The 20,204-nt window shown below is 65.3% G+C and carries 18 protein-coding genes; 11 read left to right on the top strand and 7 right to left on the bottom strand.

The genetic code is table 11. From position 1 onward, the window contains the following. The first annotated feature begins 8 nt into the window (after positions 1-8). Positions 9-776 carry an enoyl-CoA hydratase/isomerase family protein gene (locus CYU59_RS03790; RefSeq protein WP_292976059.1) on the top strand — a complete coding sequence of 256 codons (768 nt, stop codon included), beginning with the start codon at positions 9-11 and terminating at the stop codon, positions 774-776. A gap of 18 nt (positions 777-794) precedes the next feature. Here the strand turns inward: CYU59_RS03790 and CYU59_RS03785 are convergent, their stop codons facing one another. The 4 genes from CYU59_RS03785 to CYU59_RS03770 all read right to left on the bottom strand — a co-directional run bounded on the left by CYU59_RS03785 (position 795) and on the right by CYU59_RS03770 (position 4,511). Next, entirely contained in the window at positions 795-1,130 is a 336-nt protein-coding gene (locus tag CYU59_RS03785) for a hypothetical protein (RefSeq protein ID WP_363113824.1), read from the bottom strand. 80 nt (positions 1,131-1,210) lie between these two features. Further along, positions 1,211-1,975, bottom strand: a complete 765-nt coding sequence (locus CYU59_RS03780; protein WP_292976057.1) for an SDR family NAD(P)-dependent oxidoreductase — start codon at positions 1,973-1,975, stop codon at positions 1,211-1,213. Between the two features lie 199 nt (positions 1,976-2,174). Next, positions 2,175-3,785 carry an FAD-binding protein gene (locus tag CYU59_RS03775; RefSeq protein WP_292976055.1) on the bottom strand — a complete coding sequence of 537 codons (1,611 nt, stop codon included), beginning with the start codon at positions 3,783-3,785 and terminating at the stop codon, positions 2,175-2,177. Between the two features lie 36 nt (positions 3,786-3,821). Then, positions 3,822-4,511 (bottom strand): helix-turn-helix domain-containing protein, encoded by a 690-nt coding sequence (locus CYU59_RS03770; protein WP_292976053.1) that lies wholly within the window; start codon positions 4,509-4,511, stop codon positions 3,822-3,824. A gap of 144 nt (positions 4,512-4,655) precedes the next feature. Between CYU59_RS03770 and CYU59_RS03765 the strand changes: the two genes are divergently transcribed. The 10 genes from CYU59_RS03765 (at position 4,656) to CYU59_RS03720 (ending at position 17,167) form a co-directional block, all read left to right on the top strand. Continuing rightward, the gene (locus CYU59_RS03765) at positions 4,656-5,519 is read left to right on the top strand and encodes an alpha/beta hydrolase (protein WP_292976051.1); all 864 of its coding nucleotides are present in this window, start codon (positions 4,656-4,658) and stop codon (positions 5,517-5,519) included. A 2-nt stretch (positions 5,520-5,521) separates the two neighbouring features. Continuing rightward, complete coding sequence (locus CYU59_RS03760; protein ID WP_292976087.1) at positions 5,522-7,231, top strand: bifunctional 3-(3-hydroxy-phenyl)propionate/3-hydroxycinnamic acid hydroxylase; 1,710 nt, start codon at positions 5,522-5,524, stop codon at positions 7,229-7,231. After that, positions 7,179-8,099 (top strand): 3-carboxyethylcatechol 2,3-dioxygenase, encoded by a 921-nt coding sequence (locus CYU59_RS03755; RefSeq protein WP_292976049.1) that lies wholly within the window; start codon positions 7,179-7,181, stop codon positions 8,097-8,099. The genes CYU59_RS03760 and CYU59_RS03755 overlap by 53 nt, the downstream gene beginning before the upstream one ends. Next, on the top strand, positions 8,096-9,829 hold the full coding sequence (locus tag CYU59_RS03750) for an FAD-binding protein (protein WP_292976047.1): 1,734 nt from the start codon (positions 8,096-8,098) through the stop codon (positions 9,827-9,829). Before CYU59_RS03755 ends, CYU59_RS03750 begins: the two co-directional genes overlap by 4 nt. After that, on the top strand, positions 9,826-11,130 hold the full coding sequence (locus CYU59_RS03745) for an LLM class flavin-dependent oxidoreductase (protein WP_292976045.1): 1,305 nt from the start codon (positions 9,826-9,828) through the stop codon (positions 11,128-11,130). Before CYU59_RS03750 ends, CYU59_RS03745 begins: the two co-directional genes overlap by 4 nt. A gap of 3 nt (positions 11,131-11,133) precedes the next feature. Continuing rightward, positions 11,134-11,946 (top strand): coniferyl-alcohol dehydrogenase, encoded by an 813-nt coding sequence (locus CYU59_RS03740; RefSeq protein ID WP_292976086.1) that lies wholly within the window; start codon positions 11,134-11,136, stop codon positions 11,944-11,946. A gap of 5 nt (positions 11,947-11,951) precedes the next feature. Beyond that, positions 11,952-12,941, top strand: a complete 990-nt coding sequence (locus CYU59_RS03735) for a cyclase family protein (RefSeq protein ID WP_292976043.1) — start codon at positions 11,952-11,954, stop codon at positions 12,939-12,941. Positions 12,942-12,950: 9 nt separating this feature from the next. Beyond that, on the top strand, positions 12,951-13,766 hold the full coding sequence (locus CYU59_RS03730) for an alpha/beta hydrolase (protein ID WP_292976041.1): 816 nt from the start codon (positions 12,951-12,953) through the stop codon (positions 13,764-13,766). 121 nt (positions 13,767-13,887) lie between these two features. Then, on the top strand, positions 13,888-15,006 hold the full coding sequence (pstS, locus tag CYU59_RS03725) for a phosphate ABC transporter substrate-binding protein PstS (RefSeq protein ID WP_292976039.1): 1,119 nt from the start codon (positions 13,888-13,890) through the stop codon (positions 15,004-15,006). A gap of 13 nt (positions 15,007-15,019) precedes the next feature. Continuing rightward, the gene (locus tag CYU59_RS03720) at positions 15,020-17,167 is read left to right on the top strand and encodes a protein kinase (RefSeq protein WP_292976037.1); all 2,148 of its coding nucleotides are present in this window, start codon (positions 15,020-15,022) and stop codon (positions 17,165-17,167) included. 13 nt (positions 17,168-17,180) lie between these two features. On the opposite strand, the gene pstA is transcribed toward CYU59_RS03720, so the two are convergent. Genes pstA through pstS (CYU59_RS03705) form a run of 3 tightly spaced genes read right to left on the bottom strand, consistent with a single transcriptional unit; the run spans position 17,181 to position 20,171 of the window. Continuing rightward, positions 17,181-18,086, bottom strand: a complete 906-nt coding sequence (pstA, locus tag CYU59_RS03715; protein WP_292976035.1) for a phosphate ABC transporter permease PstA — start codon at positions 18,084-18,086, stop codon at positions 17,181-17,183. Continuing rightward, the gene (gene pstC / locus CYU59_RS03710) at positions 18,083-19,045 is read right to left on the bottom strand and encodes a phosphate ABC transporter permease subunit PstC (protein WP_292976033.1); all 963 of its coding nucleotides are present in this window, start codon (positions 19,043-19,045) and stop codon (positions 18,083-18,085) included. The genes pstA and pstC overlap by 4 nt, the downstream gene beginning before the upstream one ends. 13 nt (positions 19,046-19,058) lie before the next feature. Continuing rightward, complete coding sequence (gene pstS, locus CYU59_RS03705) at positions 19,059-20,171, bottom strand: phosphate ABC transporter substrate-binding protein PstS (protein ID WP_292976031.1); 1,113 nt, start codon at positions 20,169-20,171, stop codon at positions 19,059-19,061. Positions 20,172-20,204: the final 33 nt, after the last annotated feature.

Genomic DNA, 20,204 nt, shown 5'->3' with positions numbered 1-20,204 from the left:
AGCCTGACATGTACGACATGCCAACCGAAATCGACGTTCAGGCCGACGGGCCGCTGCGGATCATCACGCTGAATAGGCCCGATTCGCTGAACTCGGTCAATGACTCGTTGCACCACGGCCTGGCCAAGCTGTGGCAGCGACTGAGTGACGACCTGAGTGCCCGGGCTGCGGTGATAACCGGTGCGGGACGGGCATTTTCGGCCGGTGGCGATTTCGGGTATCTGGAGGAGCTGGCGAACGACGCGGCCCTGCGGGCCAAGACCATCATCGATGGGCGAGAGATCGTGCTGGGCATGGCGCGCTGCCGGATACCGGTGCTGGCCGCGGTGAACGGGCCGGCCGTCGGGTTGGGCTGCAGCCTGGTGGCACTGAGCGACATCGTCTACATCGCCGAGGACGCCTATCTGGCCGACCCGCACGTGCAGGTGGGACTGGTCGCCGCCGACGGTGGACCGCTGACCTGGCCGCAGCACATCAGCTTGCTGCTGGCCAAGGAGTATGCGTTGACCGGTGCGCGCATTCCCGCCGCCAAGGCCGTCGAACTCGGGCTGGCCAACCACGTCGTCGCCGACCCGGTGGCCGAGGCGATCAAAGCGGCCAAGAAGATTCTCGAGTTGCCGCAGCAAGCGGTCGAGAGCACCAAGCGGGTGCTGAACCTGCATCTGGAACGCGCGGTGCTGGACACCATCGACTACGCGCTGTCCGCGGAAAGCCAGTCCATGCAGACCGACGATTTCCGCGCGATCGTTGCGAAATTCAACGCCGCAAAGAACTAGCCGCCGGTCCGACCTCGGTCAGATGTGGTCCGGGCCGGCCGGATTCATCGGACTCATCGGGTTGGCCGGATTCATGGGATTCATCGGGTTGGCCGGATTCATGGGATTCATCGGGTTGTCGGGGTTGGCCGGGTTCATCGGATTGAGTGGATTGGTGGGGCTGTTCGGATTCGTCGGGCTGTTCGGGCCGTAGGGGCCGAGATTGCATACCGCGCTCGCGTTTGCGATGCAATCCGCGGGATTGAACGGATCGGGGTCGGCGGGGTCGGCACCCGCCGGAAGGGCGAAGGCGCCCAGGAGAACCACGACGGCTGCCACCCCGGCGACCACGCCGGAGACAAGTGTGAACCTCATCGAGACCACCTCCTTCGACTGTGCGAGTTCCGCTACCCGCTATTAGCTCACGTCGCGGGAGCGCAGCCGAGGCGTTTTCGTCATCTCGGCGGGAAGCGCAGCGCTCCGTCCAGGCGGATGACTTCGCCGTTGAGGTAGTCGTTTTCGACGATGCTCTGCACAAAGGCACCGTATTCCGGCGAGCGGCCCATCCGCTTGGGGAAGGGCACCTGCGGGCCCCAGTAGGCTTCCAGCTGGTCGCCGGCCTTGCCGTAGGCGGGCGTCAGGAAAGTGCCGGGGGCGATCGTCACGACCCGGATGCCGAGCGGGGACAGGTCTCGCGCGGCGACCAGCGTCATGCCGACGACGCCGCCCTTGGCCGCGGCGTACGGCAACTGGCCGATCTGACCCTCGTAGGCCGCGATCGATGCGGTGTTGATGATGACGCCGCGGGCACCTTCGTCGAGTGGCTCGGTTCGCGCGATGGCCGCAGCAGCCAGTCGCAACACGTTGAAGACCCCGGTCAGGTAGACATCGATGGTCGTCTTGAAGCCGTCCAAGTCCAGCGGCGAGCCGTCCTTGCCGATCAGCCGTCCGCCACTGGCGGGGCCACCATGCGCATCCACCGAGATCCGTAGCGGGGCAAGCGACTCGGCCTCGGCCAATGCGGCGTTGACGTCGTCGGTCTTGGTCGCGTCGGTGCGGACGTAGCGGGCGTCGAGCTCTTTGGCCAGCGCTGACCCCTTCTCGTCGGCCAGGTCGGCGATCACCACCTTGGCTCCCGCCGCGTGCAGCCGTCGAACCGTGGCTTCGCCCAGCCCGCCTGCGCCGCCGACGACTACCGCCGAACTCCCGCTAATCTGCATCGCTGTTTCCCTTCTTGCAATCCATGCTCTCGCTGAATGAGAATAATGTTCTCATATTCACCTGGAAGCTTGGGGTCCCGTCAACCCGAAGTGAGGTGATGGCCCGGCAGCGACGCTTTGGCGCTGATCTCTGCGGTTGCATGGAAGCCATGACCGTGGGTGACTTTTTGCCCGCGAAGACGGTCACCCAGCCGTCCAGCTAGTCGACCGACGTTCCGGTCGCCGCGGCGTGGCCCGCCCGGTAGCCGAAAACCATTGCCGGCCCGATGGTTCCGCCGGCACCCCCGTAGGCGCGCCCGGTCACTCCGCCCATGGCGTTTCCCGCGGCGAACAGTCCCGGGATCGGCTCGCCGCGGACATGCAGGACACGTCCGTCGCGGTCGGTGCGTGGGCCGCCCTTGGTGCCCATGGCGCCGACCGAGATCGGGACAGCGTAGAAGGGTCCGGTGTCGATCGCGCCGAGCGTCTTGCCGGCCAGCGTCGTCGCGTGATCGTCACCCCAATAGCCGTCGTAAGCGCTTGAGCCACGGCCGAAGTCGGGATCGACGCCATCGCCCACGTTATGGTTCCACTGTTGGATGGTCCGAGTGAGCCCTTCGATCGCGATACCGGTCTTGGCGGCCAACTCGTCGAGATCAGCCGACTCGCAGAACCAGTCTGGAACCGGGCCGTCCGCGTCGACACCCAGGAATCCGTACCGCTTGAGGTGTTGGGCGTCGAACACCATCCAGGCCGGGTCGTTGACGTAGCCCTCGCGAGGGTCGAGATAGTGGAAGGCGCCGGCCATCGAGTTGTAGTCGCACGCCTCGTTGACGAATCGCTTGCCGAGCCGGTTGACGATGATGCTGCGCGGCCGGGTCCGCTCCAGTCGCACGCTGCGGCTGCGTTGATGTCCGTCGATCGTGTCACCCGGGATCTGCACGATCGGCACCCACCACGCCTCACCCATGTTGGCCAGGTCGGCCCCGTGGGCCATCACCATCCGCAGTCCGTCGCCGGTGTTGTTGGGCGGCGAGACGGCGCCGTGCATCGGGCCACGCAGAAAAGCGTTGACCAGACTGGGCTCCCATTCGAATCCGCCGGTACCCAGGATCACGCCACGCCGGGCGTGCACTGTCATTTCCCGACCGTCGGCGTCGATCCGCACCCCGACGATCCGGCCGTCGTCGGCGATCAGTTCCGCGGCGCGGGCCTGGGTCTGCGGCAGGACGCCGGCGTCGAGCAGTCCCTTGAGCAGGCCGGCGATCAGCGCGGTGCCCGCCACGCAGAGGTCGGCGTTCGGGTCGCCCTTCGCGTACAGCCGGGCCCGCGTTTCCGCGTCAAACCCGACGTTGGACCAGTCCTGCGGGAATGCCGTGATGCGGTCACGCCATTCGCCGAGCTGGTTGAGGTCGAATGGAGCGGCGCTCAGCGACCGGCCGCCGCCGGGCTGACCGCCGGGCAACTCGGGCTTGTAATCGGGGAAACCGGTGGCGATTTCGAAACGCAGGCTGCTGTGCGCCTCGATGAAGTCGAGCATCGCCGGGCCGGTTCGGACGAATGTCTCGACCAGAGCGTCGTCCATCGACCCGAGCGCCTGCGCCCGCAGATAACTGAGCGCGTCGTCGACCGACAATTCGCCGTCAGGGGAGCGGTCGTGTGCCGGGATCCACACCACGCCACCCGAAACCGCGGTGGTACCGCCGACGGTCGCCGCCTTCTCGTACACCGCGACCGAGGCGCCGTTGGAAACGGCGGTCAGTGCCGCTGCCAGCGCGGCACCGCCGCTGCCGAGAACGATGATGTCGACCTCGTGGTCCCACGACGGCATGAGCTCCCGTTGTCCTTCCTGTCCGGTTCAGTTCAGTCAGTTGAGGATTGCCGATAATTCCTTGGCGGCCTTGACAACTGCGTCTTTACCGCGCATCACCACGTCCTCGCGGTGCGAGATCAAGTTGATACACGCCGGCGGTGACGGCAGATCGCGATGCACCGGGACCGCCAAACCATAAGTGTTCGGTTCGATTTCACCGTGGGTGATCACCCAGCCCTGCTGCCGGGCGCTTGCCACCAAATCGCGCTCGTCGGGCCGCGGCGGCAAACTGGCCGACAGCGCAATGCCGGCGGCACCCCGATCGAGCGGGTAGCGACTGCCCTCGTGAAACGCCAGCTGATAGGGGACCTGCGTCGGGACGATCACCGCGACGGCCACCTGTTGATCGCCCTCGGCTACCAGTAGCGACACCGTGGTGCCCAACTCGTCGGCCAGCGTGCGCAGGATCGGGACACTGAGCTGCCGCACATTGTTGTCGAACGATGCACCCAGCGGCACCAGGCCGGCGGCTGGTCGATAACGGCCGTCCTCGCCTTTGGCGACGAATCGGAATTGGGCCAGCGTGGCGAGCAGTCGATAAGCGATCGTCCGATGCACGCCGACACCGTCGGCCACCTGCTGCACGGTCAGACCCGCGGGAGCATCGGCCACCAGCTGCAGAGCAGTGAGTCCCCGGGCCAGGGTCTGCGAACCGGGTGCGGTGGTTGTCGGTACCTCGCCCATGTCAGCGGCCCGCGATCCTGCTTGACAGACACTTCGCGGAGAGTGATGCTCTATAGATAGTGCACATTGGTGTGCGATTTTAGCACACACAGCTGGCGCAAGACGAGAACAAGATCTCCGCACACACGGCAGAGAGGGGACCCGGTGGCCGAGCACGAAAGCGTGTGGAGTGACCTCCAGGGAGTCCCGTTCGTGCAGGGGTACCTGGATGCCGGTGGCGTGCGAACCCGCTACCTGCATGCCGGTGACGAGAGCAAGCCACCGCTGATCCTGCTGCACGGATCAGGTGGTCACGCCGAGGCATACGTGCGCAACCTGGAAGCGCACGCCGAGCACTTCTCGACATGGTCGATCGACATGCTCGGCCACGGGTACACCGATAAACCCGGTCATCCGTTGGAGATTCGCCACTACCTCGACCATCTCTTCGCGTTCATGGCTGCCATCGGCGTCGACCGCGCCCATCTGTCCGGTGAATCCCTGGGCGGTTGGGTCGTGTCTCGTGCCGCTGCCGATCATCCCGAGAAAGTCGACCGGCTGGTGCTCAACACCGCCGGTGGCTCGCAGGCCGATCCCGAGGTGATGAAGCGGATCATCACGCTGTCGATGGCGGCAGCGGAGAACCCCACCTGGGAGACCGTGCAGGCACGCATCAAGTGGTTGATGGCCGACAAATCAAAGGACTACGCCGACCTGGTCGCCAGCCGGCAACGGGTATATCGCCAGCCGGGCTTTGCCGCCGCGATGAGTGACATCATGGCATTGCAGGATCCGGATATCCGGGCGCGTAACTTGCTCGGGCCCAAGGAGTATGGATCGATCACCGCACCCACCCTGGTGTTGTGGACCAGTGACGATCCAACCGCCGACGTCACTGAGGGTCGCCGGATCGCCTCGATGATCCCCGGCGCCCGTTTCGAAGTGATGTCCGGCTGCGGCCACTGGCCGCAATACGAAGACACCAAGACGTTCGACCGCTTGCACATCGATTTCCTGTTGGGACGTTGACGGTGGACGGCATCGACGAAGACCAGGACGTGGATGTCGACGTTGTCGTCGTCGGCGCGGGTCCGGTCGGCCTGACCCTGGCCAATATCCTTGGCCTGCAGGGTGTCAGCACGCTGGTGGTCGAAGAGCGTGACACCCTGATCGACTATCCGCGCGGGGTCGGCCTCGACGACGAGTCGCTGCGGACCTTCCAGGCGATCGGCTTGGTCGACCGCGTCCTCCCGCACACCGTGCCCAATCAGATCCTGCGATTCGTCGACGCCAAGCGTCGGGTTCTTGCCGAAATGGCACCTCCCGACGCCTGTTTCGGCTGGCCTAAGCGCAACGGGTTCGTCCAGCCGCTGGTCGACGCCGAGCTTCTCCGTGGGTTGGAGCGCTTCGGGCATGTCGAGGTTCGGTGGGGGCGGTCGATGGCGTCCTACACCGAGGCGCCCGACGCGGTGAGCGTCGAACTCGACGGTGCAGGCGGGCGTACGAGCGTGCGCACCCGCTACGTGGTCGGATGTGACGGTGGGCGGAGCGCCACCCGGCGGTTGATGGGAGTGCCCTTCGACGGCACCACCTCGCCGACCCGCTGGCTGGTGGTCGACATCGCCAACGATCCCCTCGGCCATCCGAACAGCGAAGTCGGCGCCGACCCGGCCCGGCCCTACGCTTCGATCTCGATAGCACACGGAATTCGCCGGTTCGAGTTCATGATTCACGCCGACGAGACCGACGAGCAGGCTGAAGACCCGGCCTTCCTCACCACGATGCTGGCCTCGATGGTTCCGCATCCCGACCGGGTCGACGTGATCCGTCACCGGCTCTACACCCACCACTCCCGGATCGCCGGCGCCTTCCGCAAGGGCCGCCTCCTGCTCGCCGGCGACGCCGCGCACCTGATGCCGGTATGGCAGGGGCAGGGCTACAACAGCGGCATCCGCGATGCGACGAACCTGGGCTGGAAGCTCGCCGCCGTGGTCAACGGCTACGCGGAAGACGCGCTGCTCGACACCTACGACATCGAACGCCGTAAACACGCCCGGGCGATGATCGATCTGTCCACCATGGTGGGCCGCGTCATCTCACCGACCAACCGCCGCGTCGCGGCGGCTCGCGACCTGCTGATCCGATCGGCGTCAATTGTGCCGTCCCTCAAGCGGTATGTGCTCGAGATGCGGTTCAAGCCGATGCCGCGCTACGAACAGGGGGCGGTGGTGCACCCCGAGCCGCGGCGACCCGATTCACCTGTCGGCACTCTGTTCGTGCAGCCCCGGGTGGACACCCGCGAGCAACAGGATCTCCTGCTCGACGATGTGCTGGGCGATGGGTTCGCCGTCGTCTGCTGGAACAACAATCCCCGAGAGATTCTCGGCGCCAAGGTATTCGCGGATTGGCAGGCGCTGGGGGCGAAGCTCGTCGCAGCAAGGCCCCTTACCCAGTTGTACTGGGACGGCGACGACGACCCCGACGTGACCGTGGTCGGCGACCGCACCGGCCGGCTCAAAGCCTGGTTCGACGTCCACCGAGAATCCGTGTTGTTCCTGCGCCCCGATCGCTGTATCGCCGGCGCGTGCATCGCCCAACTCGCCCCCGAGTTGAGCGCTTCGCTGTTCGACGTCCTCACGTTGACATCGGGAGGCGGTGAATCTCACAGTGCCCATAGCCCTCTGCTGCATGTCCCACAGCCCACTGCTCAATCTGCCCGGGCCATCGCGGGGCCTTCTTGATGACATTGACATCCCACTCACGCAGGCAAGAGATTTCGTCACCGACTTCGATCCGGAGATCGTCGTCGTCTTTGCGCCGGACCACTACAACGGGTTCTTCTATCGGACGATGCCGCCGTTCTGCATCGGCACCGACGCGCAGGGAGTCGGTGACTACGGCACCCACAAAGGCCCGCTCGACGTACCCGAGGCCACCGCGGTCGGCTGCGCCAAGGCCGTGTTGTCGGCCGGTGTCGACGTCGCCATCTCGGCGAACATGGATGTCGACCACGGCACAGTCCAGCCGCTGGAGAAATTGTTCGGCAGCGCAAGGGCGCGACCCGTGATACCGATCTTCATCAACTCCGTTGCCACCCCGTTGGGTCCGCTGCACCGCTGCCGCACACTCGGCACCGCGGTGGGCAGCTACCTGGCGACGCTGCACCAGCGGGTGCTGGTGGTGGGATCCGGTGGGCTGTCGCATGATCCGCCGGTGCCGACCCTGGCCACCGCGACACCTCAGATCGTGGAACGGATCGTGCACGGGCGACCGATGACCCCCGAGCAGCGGTCGGCACGTCAGACCGCCGTGATCGACGCAGCCAAGAGGTTTGCCGGCGGCGACAGCGACTTGCGGCCGCTCAACCCCGACTTCGACCAGAAGTTCCTCGAGATCATCGACAGCGGCCGGCTCGACGAATTGGACAAGTGGTCGAACGCGTTCATCGCCGGCGAGGGCGGCAATTCCGCTCATGAAATCCGGACCTGGGTCGCGGCGTTCGCAGCGCTGGCGGCGACCGGACCTTACGAGACAGGTCTTCGCTACTACCGACCGGCGCCGGAATTGATCGCCGGTTTCGCCGTGCGGACGGCGGTGACGGCGGCGTGAGCGAACCCTTCGACGATGTCGTCGACGTCCTGATCGTCGGCTCCGGTGGCGGTGGCATGACCGCGGCGTTGGCTGCGAAGGCCTCCGGGCTGACCACGTTGGTCGTCGAAAAGTCCAGCCAGTTCGGTGGTTCCACCGCATTGTCCGGCGGCGGCATCTGGGTCCCTGGCGCGCCGGCACAACGGCGGGCGGGATACACACCGCCGCCCGACGAGGTCGTCGACTACCTGCGGCGGATCACCGACGGACTGGTCAGCGACGCGCGAATTAGCCAATACGTCGAGTCGGCGCCGAACATGATGGACTTTCTGGAGAAGCTCAGCCCGTGGCTCGAATTCGTCTGGAAGCCTGGGTATGCCGACTACTACCCGGAACTGCCGGGCGGTTCCGAACTCGGCAGCACGATCAACGTCCCGCCGATTGATCTGCGCACGCTGGGCGAGGAGGAGCAGAACCTGCTGACCCCGCTGGCGCTGGCGCCGCGAGGAATCTGGTTGGGTCCCAAAGAGCTACGGTCCTTCTACCAGGTTCGCCAGTCGTGGGCGGGCAAGGGAGTTCTGGTCAAGCTGGTCTGGCGGATGATGAGGGCGCGGGTGTTCGGCGACCGGATGGCGGCGATCGGCCAGTCGCTGGCCGCGCGTCTACGACTGGCGATGAGCGACCAAGGTATCCCGCTGTGGCTGGACGCACCGATGACGCAACTGCTCACCGCCCCGGACGGATCGGTGATCGGCGCGGTCGTCCTGAAAGACGGTACGCCGCAACGGATTGGGGCCAGCCGCGGTGTGATCGTCGCGAGCGGGGGTTTCGACCACGACATGGCCTGGCGCAAAGAGCATCAACCGACCGTGGACCAGGACTGGAGCTTCGGTAACCCAGCGGCCACCGGTGACGGTATCCGGGCCGGCCAGCAGGTGGGCGCCGCCGCCGACATGCTGGACGAGGCCTGGTGGTTCCCGGCCATCCAATGGCCGGACGGTCGAATGCAATTCATGCTCAACGAGCGGATGATGCCCTCGCAATTCATCGTCAACGGTGCGGGCCGCAGATTCATCAACGAGGCGGCCCCGTACATGGACTTCGGGCACGCGATGATCGAAGGCCAGGAGTCCGGCGTCACCCACATACCGTGCTGGCTCATCACCGACCGTCGGTCCTTCCTCAAGTACGTGGTCGCCGGTCACTTGCCGATCCCGAAGGTTCCCCTGGCACCGGTTCCCACCGGCCGGCGTATCCCCAAAGCCTGGCTGGAATCCGGGGTGGTCAAGGCGGCCGGCAGCTGGGACGAGCTCGCCGCCAAGATCGGCGTACCCGCTGCTGAACTACGCCGCACTGCAACCCGATTCAACGAACTCGCGATCACTGGCCACGACGACGACTTCAACCGCGGTGACAGCGTGTACGACAACTACTACGGGGATCCGACGCTGCCGAATCCCAATCTGCACCCACTGGGCAAACCGCCCTACTACGCATTTCGGATGGTGCTGGGCGATCTGGGCACCTCAGGCGGTCTGCGTACCGACGAATTCGCGCGGGTGCTGCGCGCCGACGACACCGTCGTGCCCGGCCTCTACGCGGTGGGCAACGCTTCGGCGGCGGTCATGGGACGCAGTTACGCCGGCGCCGGCGCCACCATCGGACCGGCGATGACCTTCGGCTACGTCGCGGCCAAGCATCTTGCCAGCCAAAACTCAATTCGCTCAACAGTTCCGGGAGGCACAAAGTGAAGATCTCACTGTTCTACGAATTCGCCCTACCTCGTCCGTGGTCAGACGACGACGAGCACATCCTGCTCAAGGAATGCCTGGACGAGGTCGAGGCCGCCGACAAGGCCGGTTTTTCCACAGTCTGGCTGACCGAGCACCACTTCCTCGAGGAATACTGTCACTCGACCGCGCCGGAGATGTTCCTGGCCGGAGCGAGCCAGCGCACCAAGGACATTCGGCTGGGATTCGGCATCATGCATCTGCCTCCCGCGGTCAACCACCCGGCCCGGGTCGCCGAGCGGATCGCCACCCTGGACCTGATCTCGGACGGCAGGGTCGAATTCGGCACCGGCGAATCGTCGTCGATCGGTGAGCTCGGCGGTTTCAACATCGACCCGGCCGACAAGCGCGCGCAGTGGGAAGAAGCGCTCGAGGTGTCGATCCGCTGCATGACCGAAGAGCCGTTCACCGGATTCAAGGGCGAGCACATCGAGATGCCGGCCCGCAATGTCGTCCCGAAGCCGCTGCAGAAGCCGCACCCGCCGGTATGGGTCGCCTGCACCCGGCCGGCGTCGGTGCAGATGGCAGCCGAAAAATGCCTCGGCGCATTGAGTTTCGCCTACACCGGGCCGGGTCCGTTGACCGAGCGGGTGAACGGCTACTACAAGCATCTCGAGGAGGTGGGCGTACCCGTCACCCCGGCCATCAACCCGAACATCCTCGCGATCGGCGGCGACCTGTCGATGATGGTGGCCAAGACCGACGAGCAGGCGGTCCAACGGCTCGGCATGGGCGGCGGATTCTTCTCGTTCGGCATCATGCACTACTACATGACCGGCGTGCACACCCCCGGTCGAACCGGGGTCTGGGAGCGCTATCTCGAAGAGTGCGACAAGGATCCGACGCTGGCCTACGGACCGGGGCGCGGGGCGATCGGATCGCCGGCCACGGTGCGGGAATTCCTGCGTGGGTATGAAGAGAGCGGCGTCGACGAGATCATCCTGCTGCTCAACCCGCGCAGCCACGAAGGCACGATGGAATCCATCGAGCTGATGGGCAAAGAGGTGCTGCCGGAATTCATCGAACGGGACAAACGGGCGGTGGCCGAGAAGGCCAAACGGCTGGAGCCGATCATCGAGAGGATCGAGGCACGCCGTCCGGAACCCACCGCGCCGAGGTTCGACGAGAACTACTCCTTCGGAGGTCTGCCCACCGGACGCGGCGGAAACTTCACCGCGAGTGAGATTCCCGAAGCGATGGCCGAGATCAACGAAGGTCGTGTCCAGGCCGCCCAGCGGCTCAAAGACGAGTCGAAGCCGTAGTTGTTGGAGCGGATCGACGAGCTCTGGCGATACGACGGACGCCGGGCGGTCGTCACCGGGTGCTCGTCGGGCATCGGAGCGCACGTGGCCCGGCAGCTCGCGGAGTTGGGTGCGCACGTCGTCGGGTTGGACAAACAGCCGCCCGGCGACGAGATCGCCGAGTTCTACGCCGTCGACCTGACCGATCCCGAGTCGATCGATCGCGGCGTCGCCTCGGTCGGCGAACGAGTGGACACGTTGTTCAATGTCGCCGGCGTCTCCTCGGGCATCGGAGACCCGCTGCTGGTCGTCACGGTGAACTTCCTCGGACTACGGCACGCCGCCGAGTCGCTGGTGCGCAAGATGCCCGCCGGGTCGTCGGTCGTGAGCGTCTCGTCGCTGGCGGCCAGGGATTACCAGCAGAATCGACACGTCACCAGCGGGTTGCTGACAACTCAGACGATGTCTGACGGAATCGACTGGTGCAAGGCCAATCCCGACGCACTCGCCGACGGGGGCTACCGGTTGTCCAAGGAAGCGATCATCCTGTACACCATGAGCCAGACCGAAAAGCTGGGCAGCCGGGGCATCCGAATCAACTGCACCGGGCCGGGCGTCACCGAGACCCCGATCCTCGACCAGCTCCGCGGCGCGTACGGGCAGGACTTTCTCGACGACATCCCGAAACCGTTGGGTCGGGTATCCAAACCCGAGGAACAGGCGGCGGCACTGGTGTTTCTGAATAGCCAAGCCGCCAGCTATATCTCGGGTCAGGTGCTGTGGGTCGACGGCGGCAATCTCGGCGCCGCTGTCGCGCGTCAGATCGAGGAGAGGTAAGCGCAGTGGCTAGCCTGACCGACTTCCGCCGGGTGTCCGGCGAGGTGTCCAACTGGGGGCGGTGGGGCGACGACGACGAACTCGGGACGCTGAACTTCATCACCGCGGAAAAGGTGGCCGAGGCGGCCGGTCTGGTCAAGCACGGCAAGGTGTTCCCGCTGGGCGTCGACTTCGGATCCTCGGGTCCACAGGGCTCGTTCAAGTTTCGGCACAACCCGATTCACGTCATGACGGTCGACGGTGGTGACGCCAAGTCGCTACCTCGATTCGGGCCGGACTGGGCGGCCAACCCGGGCGCACAGGAGATGGGCACCTACTTCCAGGACGACCTGTTCCGCTTCAACGACGACATGATCATCATGCCGCTGCAAAGTGCCACCCAGTGGGACGCACTGTCGCACGTCTACTACGAAGACAAGCTCTACAACGGCTTTCCGGCCGACTCGGTGACCAGCTTCGGCGCGAAGCATTGCGGCATCGACAAAGTGGACGGCAAGGGCATCACCTCGCGCGGCGTGCTGCTCGACGTCGTCCGGCACCGGGGCGTCGAAACCTTCATCGAGCTGGGCAACCCGATCACCCCGGCCGAACTCGACGACGTAGCACGGGCGCAGGGTGTGGCCATCGGCCGCGGTGACATCGTGCTGGTGCGGACCGGTTGGTGGGCAAGATTTTTGGAGACCGGCAACGGCGGCGAGCCCGGGTCGGGACTGGACTGGCAGTGCGCGTCCTGGCTGCACGATCACGACATCGCGGCGGTGGCCGCCGACAACTTGATGGTCGAAGACCCGATATCGGGTGTGAAAGGCACCCTGCTGCCGATGCACATGCTCTGCCTGCGGGACATGGGACTGATGCTCGGCGAGTACTGGGACCTCAACGCGTTGGCAGCGGATTGCGCCGCCGACGGCGTGTACGAGTTCCAACTCGTCGCGCCGCCACTGAGATTCACCGGCGCGGTCGGCTCTCCGGTCAACCCCATCGCGATCAAGTAGGAGCGTCCGATGGAGTCCACGACGATGACCGTCGACGGCCTTGTCACCCACTACCTCGAAGCCGGCGCCGGTGATCCGGTGATCCTGCTGCACGGTGGGGAATTCGGAGTCAGCGCCGAAATTGCCTGGGAGGCAACGATACCCGCGCTCGCTGAGCGGTACCGGGTGTTGGCACCCGATATGCTGGGTTTCGGTCAGTCGGCCAAGGTCGTCGATTTCAACGACGGCCGCGGCATGCGGATCCGCCATCTGGCGAGTTTCTGTGCGACGCTCGGCATCGGGTCGGCGCACTTCGTCGGCAACTCGATGGGCGCCATCAACCTGCTCGTCGACGCCACTGCGGACGCGCCGATGTTGCCGATGCGCAGCTTGGTTGCCATCTGCGGCGGCGGCGAGATCCAGCGCAACCAGCACATGACCGCCCTGTACGACTACGACGCCACACTGCCGGCGATGCGCCGGATCGTCGAGGCGCTTTTCCATGATGCGAAGTACCCGGCCGACGAGGCCTACGTCCGGCGCCGGTACGACTCGAGCATCACCCCCGGGGCATGGGAGAGCCTCGCCGCCGCGCGCTTTCGTCGTCCCGGCGCCGATCTTCCGCCGGCGCCGTCTAGCAAACGCGCCTACGGGCGGGTGGCGGTGCCCGCGCTGGTGGTCGAGGGCGCCTGCGACAAGCTGCTACCGACCGGCTGGGCGAAAGAGATCGCCGATCAGTTTCCACAGGGCAGGTCGGCGGTCATCGAGGCGGCCGGCCACTGTCCTCAGCTGGAGCAACCGGCAGTAGTCAACGCCGTCTTGCTGGACTTTCTCGCGAGCGTGTAGCCCAGGGCCGGGTGCTGTGGCCCTGCTTGGAAAACCCCATTCATCTGCTATTAAGCCTCACGCTGTCTGCCGTTAACGGTAGGCTCGGCGTCCAGTTGTCGATCAACGTAGGGGACGTGTCTTGAAGGTCAGCCGATGTATCGCGGCGCTGAGCGCGCTCGTGATAGGTGCATCGCTGGTGTCGGCGTGCGGCGGCAGCGACAGTAAGTCGTCGTCGAGTTCCGGCACCGGACCCCCACCGGTGCCGGTGAACTGTGGCGGTAAGAAGAAGCTCCTGGCCAGCGGTTCGACCGCACAGACCAACGCGATCGAACAGTTCGTCTACGCCTACATTCGCGCCTGCCCGGGAATGACCCTGGACTACAAGGCCAACGGCTCGGGCACCGGCGTCCAGCAGTTCCTCAGCAACGTCACAGACCTCGCCGGCTCGGACCGGCCGCTGGATGCGGCGAAGGGCGAACCCGACAAGGCGCAACAGCGCTGCGGTTCTCCCGCCTGGGATCTGCCGGCTGTCTTCGGACCCATCGCGGTGACGTACAACCTCGAGGGCGTCTCGACGCTGAACCTCGACGGCCCGACCGCCGCGAAGATCTTCAACGGCGCGATCACCCAGTGGAATGATCCAGCGATCAAGAATCTCAACTCTGGCGTGAATCTTCCTGCGGCGCCTATCACTGTCGTGTTCCGCGGTGATAAATCCGGCACCACCTTCAACTTTCAGAAGTACCTCGATGCCGCCTCGGACGGCGCCTGGGGCAAGGGCACCGGCGAGACCTTCGAAGGCGGCGTCGGCCAGGGTGCGGTCGGGAACGAAGGCACGTCGGCCGCGTTGAAATCGACCAATGGGTCGATCACCTACAACGAATGGTCATTCGCCGTCGGTCACCAATTGAGCATGGCGCAGATCGTGACGTCGGCCGGTCCTGACCCGGTGACGATCACCCCCGAGTCGGTCGGCAAGACGATCGCGGGCGCGAAGTTCGCCGGCCAAGGCAACGACCTGGTGGTGGACACGTCGTCCTTCTACAAGCCGTCCCAGTCTGGCGCCTACCCGATTGTGTTGGCCACCTACGAGATCGTCTGCTCGAAGTATCCGGATGCGTCGACCGGGGCGGCGGTGAAAGCCTTCATGCAGGCCACCATCGGGGCGGGCCAAACCGGCCTGGATCAATACGGATACATCCCGATGCCGAGCTCGTTTCAGTCGAAGCTTTCCGCCGCGGTGAACGGGATCTCGTAATGGAGCGTCGACAGTGAGCACTGGTCAGCAGAATTCCCGAGTGGGATCGTGGTTCGGCCCCTACCGGCTGACCCGAGCGCTGGGGCGCGGCGGCATGGGCGAGGTCTACGAGGCAGAGGACACCCGCAAGGGCCGGGTGGTCGCGCTCAAGTTGATATCGCAGGAATTCTCCGACGACCCTGCGTACCGCTCCCGGATGCAACGCGAGGCCGGCGCCGCCGGACGGTTGACCGAACCGCATGTGGTGCCCATTCACGACTACGGCGAGATCAATGGCCAGCTCTATCTGGACATGCGGCTCATCGACGGTGAGAGCCTGGCCGACGTGCTCAGGCGGACCGGACCGATGAGCCCACCACGTACGGTAGCCATCATTCGTCAGGTCGCGGCGGCCTTGGACGCCGCGCACGCCAGCGGCATCACCCACCGAGATGTGAAGCCGGAGAACATCCTCATCACCGGCGATGACTTTGCTTATCTGGTGGACTTCGGCATCGCTCGCTCGGGCGAGGACGCCGGCGTGACTCAGGTCGGGATGGCAATCGGAACGTACCGATACATGGCTCCGGAACGATTCAGCGACAGCGAGGTCACCTACCGGTCCGACATCTATTCGCTGGCATGCGTTCTCGGCGAATGCCTCATCGGGGCGCCACCGTTTCGCGGCGAGAGCGTCGAACGACTGGTCGCCTCACACCTGATGGAGCCCGCGCCGCGGCCCAGCCAGCTTCTTCCCGGGCGAGTGCCGCCCGCGCTCGACGACGTTGTCGCCAAGGGCATGGCCAAAAACCCCGCCGACCGGTACCGCACCGCCGGCGAGCTGGCCAACGCCGCTCTGCGTGCGCTGACGACAACCGAGCAGCATCAAGCGGAGAGCATTCTTCAACAGAACGAAGTCGCTGCGGGCGAGCAGACCATGGCGAGTCCTTCGCTCTCTGACCCCGGCAGCGGGCGGTGGAACTCTCCGCCTACCGGCCTGGCCGGTGGCGGGTGGAGATCGGCGCCCACCGGATCCCGCACCGGAGGTTATGCGGCACCGCCCACCGGATCCAACACCGGAGGGCACGCAGCACCGCCGACCGGGGTCGCTCCCGCGGGGCGTTCAGGCCCACCGCCCGAAGGAGATTGGTCCTCGCCGCCCACCGGCATCGCGCCCGCGGCGCGCACGTCTCCGCCCAGCGGTGGAGGCAACTGGGGCCCCGCCACCGGTGCGTCGCCGGCGCCGGCATCGCCGCGCCCCCGTCAACCGGACTTCAGACCCCAGCCCGACCCTCGCAGCAAGCGCAAACTGTGGGTGATCCTGGGCGCTGCCGCGGCCGCGGTCTTGCTCGCTGTCGTGGCCGCCATCGTCTTCAGGCCCGACAAGGGCCCCGCAGCCGAGGCGTGCGGTCAGAATGAGTTGCCCTTCAACGGGCTCAACTTTCGACTGTCGCCCGGCGGCGTCGCGGTGGACTCCGCCGGCGCCGTCTATGTCACCAACCAAGGCATGTACGGCCGCGTGGTGAAACTGAATCCTGGATCGGAAACGCCTGCGGTGCTTCCCTTCACCGGTCTGTACCAGCCACAGGGGCTGGCCGTCGACTCGGCCGGTGCGGTGTATGTCACCGACTTCAACCACCGGGTCGTCACGATGGCGGCCGGATCGAACACTCAGACGGAGTTACCGTTCACCGGCCTGAGTTTTCCGGAGGGCGTGACGGTCGACAAGTCCGGCAACGTCTACGTCGCCGATCGGGGTAACGACCGGGTGGTGAAATTGCCGGCCGGCACCAAGACACCCGAGGTGCTCCCGTTCAGCGGACTCGACAACCCCGACGGCGTGGCGGTCGACGATGCCGGCAATGTCTACGTCACCGACACCGACAACAATCGGGTCCTGAAGCTCGCGCCCGGGTCGACCGAGCAGACCGTGCTCCCGTTCACCGGGACCAGCGTGCCCTGGGGGATCGTGGTGAATGCCGCCGGCGATATCTACGTCAGCGAGCACGACGACAACCAGGTGGTGAAACTGGCGGCCAACGGCAGTGCCCCAACTCCGTTGGCGCTCAACGGCCTCAACACACCACTTCAGTTGGCGTTGGACAAGGACAGCAATCTGTACATCGCCGACCGTGGCAACGACAGGGTGACCAAGTTCCGGGTCGCCGGGTGCTCGGGATAGACCCGCTTCCGATTCAGCGGCGTCGCAGGGTGATGAGCCGGTTGGCCAGGGTCGCGACCAGGTAGACAACGGCCACGACGATGATCAGCGTCAGCGCCGAGCCCCACACCCGCAGAAATCCGGCGTGCTCGGGGTTGTTGAGTTCGGAATAGATCAGCAGCGGCAGCGAAGCCATGTTCCCGTGGAAGATGTCGAAGTTGATCGACCGGCTGTATCCGACCAACACCAGGACAGGCGCGGTTTCGCCCATCACTCTCGCGATGGCCAGCAGCACCCCGGTGACGATCCCGGGCAGGGCAACGGGAACGACGATCCGCATGATGGTTTTCCACTGGGGAATCCCCAACGCGTAGCTGGCTTCTCGTAAGTCTTGTGGCACCAGTCGAAGCATTTCTTCGGTGGACCGCACCACGACGGGCAACATCAACAAGACCAGCGCGAGAGACACGGCGAAAGCACTCTGCTGAAAGCCGAAGGTAGCGATCCACAGGCTGAAAATGAACAGTGCCGCGACGATGGACGGCAGTCCGGCCAGCACGTCGACCATGAAGGTGGTGAACCGGGCGAGCCTGCTGGAACGGTACTCCGCCAAGTACACCGCGGTCATGAATCCCAAAGGGACAGCGATGATTGCGGCTACCGCCGCCTGAACAAGGGTGCCGTAGAGAGCGTGATAAACCCCGCCGGCGAATTGCTCCGGCAGTACTCCGCGCAATGAGTGACTCCACCACCCCTGCCTGGTGATCGCGTACCAGCCCCGGTCGACCACGATCCACAGCACCCAGAACAGCGGCACCAGGGCGAGCCCGAACGACGCGACGAAGAAGAGTGCGGCTGCGTTGTTCTTGATTCGCCGGCTGAGGCTGATTCGGGCAACCGCGGGGCTTTTGACGGGGAGACTCAGGGCTGGAGCACTCATACCTTGACTGCCCTTCCGACGATCCCGCGTGCGGCGGCGTTGACGATGAAGGTGAGCACGAATAGCACGAAGCCTGCCGAGATGTAGGCGCCAGTCGGCAGTGGAGCGCTGAATTCACTTGCCGCAGAAGCAATTTTGGAGGCAAAAGTGTAACCACCGTCGAACAGCGACCAATGGCCGGCTGACGCGGATGCGCGCAAGATGATCAGGACCGCGACGGTCTCGCCCAGTGCGCGGCCAAGTCCGAGCATCGACGCGGCCACCGCACCGCTACGGCCATACGGCAGCACGGTCATCCGCACCACTTCCCATTTCGTCGCGCCGAGCGCCTGCGCCGCTTCGGTGTGACTGGTCGGCGTCTGCCGGAACACCTCCCGTGTCACCGACGTGATGATCGGCAACACCATCACCGCCAGCACCACACCGGCGGTGAAGATATTGCCGCCACCGGCCAGGGACACATCGCCGGGCTTGAACAGGAAGAACCAGCCCAGCTTCTGGTTCAGCAGCGATTCGACCGGTGCGAGTTGTGGTGCCAGCACGAAGATTCCCCACAGTCCGAAGACGATCGAGGGGACGGCGGCCAGCAAGTCGATGACGGCGGCGAAGGGACGGGACAGTCGCGCGGGCGCGTACTGGGTCAAGAAGACCGCAATTCCGATCGCGATCGGCACCGCCAGCACCATGGCCCACAGCGAACTCAACAGCGTCACCATGAAGAGGTCGCGAATCCCGAACGCCAGGTTGTTGCCGTCAGTGGTGGTGAACTGCGCGCTGGTGAAGAAATGCGCATGATTGGCCCGCAGCGCCGGGATGGCTTTCGCCAGAAGGAAGACGGCGATCAAACCGATCAAGATGGTGATCGTCGAACTGGCCAGGGCGGCGGCCGACTTGAACAGCCGGTCGCCGACCCGTGCCTTGTTTTCGCTTCTGGCGCTGCGCGCCGGCGCTTTCGACACTTATCGCCCGACGTCAGGCGATGGCGTCAACCGCGGTCGACAGCCTCGACTTGAAGGACTCAGGAATCGGGATGTACCCGTTGTCCGCCAAACCGGTCTGGCCCGCACCGATGGTGGTCTGCAGGAAGGCCTTGACCGCAGTACCGACCTGGCCGTCCGAATACTTGGAGCACACAACTTCATACGTCGCCAACACGATCGGGTACGCGCCGGCTTGCGTCGGCTTGTAGAACGACAGCGTATCGAGAATCAGGTCGTTGCCCTGCCCCTTGACCTTGGCGCCGGCGATCGTCTTTCCGACCGAGTCCGCGCTGATCGCCACGGGCTCAGGCCCTGCCGAGGTCACGATCTTGGCGATGTTCAGTTTCTGCGCCTGGGCGAACGACCACTCGTTGTAGGTGATCGAGCCAGGCGTGTTCTTGATGGCCGCTGAGGTTCCGTCGTTACCCTTGGCGCCCTCGCCGACGCCGCCGTTGAACGACTTACCGGCGCCCTTGCCCCACGCCCCGTCAGAGGCGGCGTCGAGGTACTTCTGGAAGTTGTCCGTCGTGCCGGACTGGTCGCTACGGAACACCACGTGGATCGGTAGATCAGGCAGGGCGGTACCGGCGTTGAGAGCCGCGACCGCCGGGTCGTTCCACGTCTTGATGGTGCCGTTGAATATCTTGGCCGCGGTCGGTCCGTCCAGGTTCAGCGTGCTCACCCCGGTGACGTTGTACGTCACCGCGATCGGTCCGAACACCACCGGCAGATCCCAGGCCGGCGAACCGCAGCGTTGCTGCGCCTTGGCGTGCTCCTCCTCGCTGAGCGGGGAATCCGAGCCGCCGAAATCGGTCTGGTTGCCGGTGAATTCGTTGATTCCGGCACCTGATCCGTTGGCCGTGTAGTTCAGCGTCTGGCCCGAGCACGCCTGCTCGAAGGCGTTGACGAAACGCGCCATCGCGTTGGCCTGAGCGGTCGATCCGCTCGCTTTCAGCGTCTGCTTTCCGCCGCAGTGCACGTTCGCCGAGGATGCTTTGGAGCTGGTACCACCCTCATTCGGCGCGTTGTTGCTCCCGCAGCCCGACAGCACCATAGCGCCGGCGGCCAGCACGCCTACCGCGGCGCCAAACTGGTTGAGTTTCAATTCATTTCCTTCGATCGGGTCGGGTCGACGGCC

The sequence above is a fragment of the Mycobacterium sp. genome (assembly GCF_002863225.1).
Classification (GTDB): Bacteria; Actinomycetota; Actinomycetes; order Mycobacteriales; family Mycobacteriaceae; genus Mycobacterium.
The sequence above is the reverse complement of the archived record's forward strand: the minus strand, read 5'-3'. Positions and strand labels throughout refer to the sequence as shown.